Source organism: Psychrobacter sp. GW64-MNA-CIBAN-0177 (genome assembly GCF_040309585.1).
Classification (GTDB): Bacteria; Pseudomonadota; Gammaproteobacteria; order Pseudomonadales; family Moraxellaceae; genus Psychrobacter; species Psychrobacter okhotskensis.
This window is the reverse complement of the sequence record NZ_JBEOOY010000665.1, coordinates 1-230: the sequence shown is the minus strand read 5'-3', so window position 1 is coordinate 230 and position 230 is coordinate 1. Positions and strand designations below refer to the sequence as shown.

The 230-nt window shown below is 41.3% G+C and carries 1 protein-coding gene; it reads right to left on the bottom strand.

What is annotated here, in order from left to right; genetic code table 11:
- A partial coding sequence (locus AAEY79_RS16630) for a cation:proton antiporter (RefSeq protein WP_352289930.1) occupies positions 1-230 on the bottom strand: 230 nt, incomplete at both ends.

Here is a 230-nt window from a genome sequence, read left to right as displayed (position 1 = left end):
ACTCCGGACTGTAAACCTTGCCCAATGAACATCCCAAAGGTGACGAGCACCAATGACATAAATAAGCCTTCTGATTGCTCTGCAAAATCGTGAAGTTTTTCATGATAACTATGCTTACTTTCGGAACGGCGAAAGGTAAAGGCGGCAATAAATACAGCAATAAAGCCATAACTGTGCACAAACTCAGCCAATCCATATGCCAATAAGGTTAAAGCAATAACCGTATATCC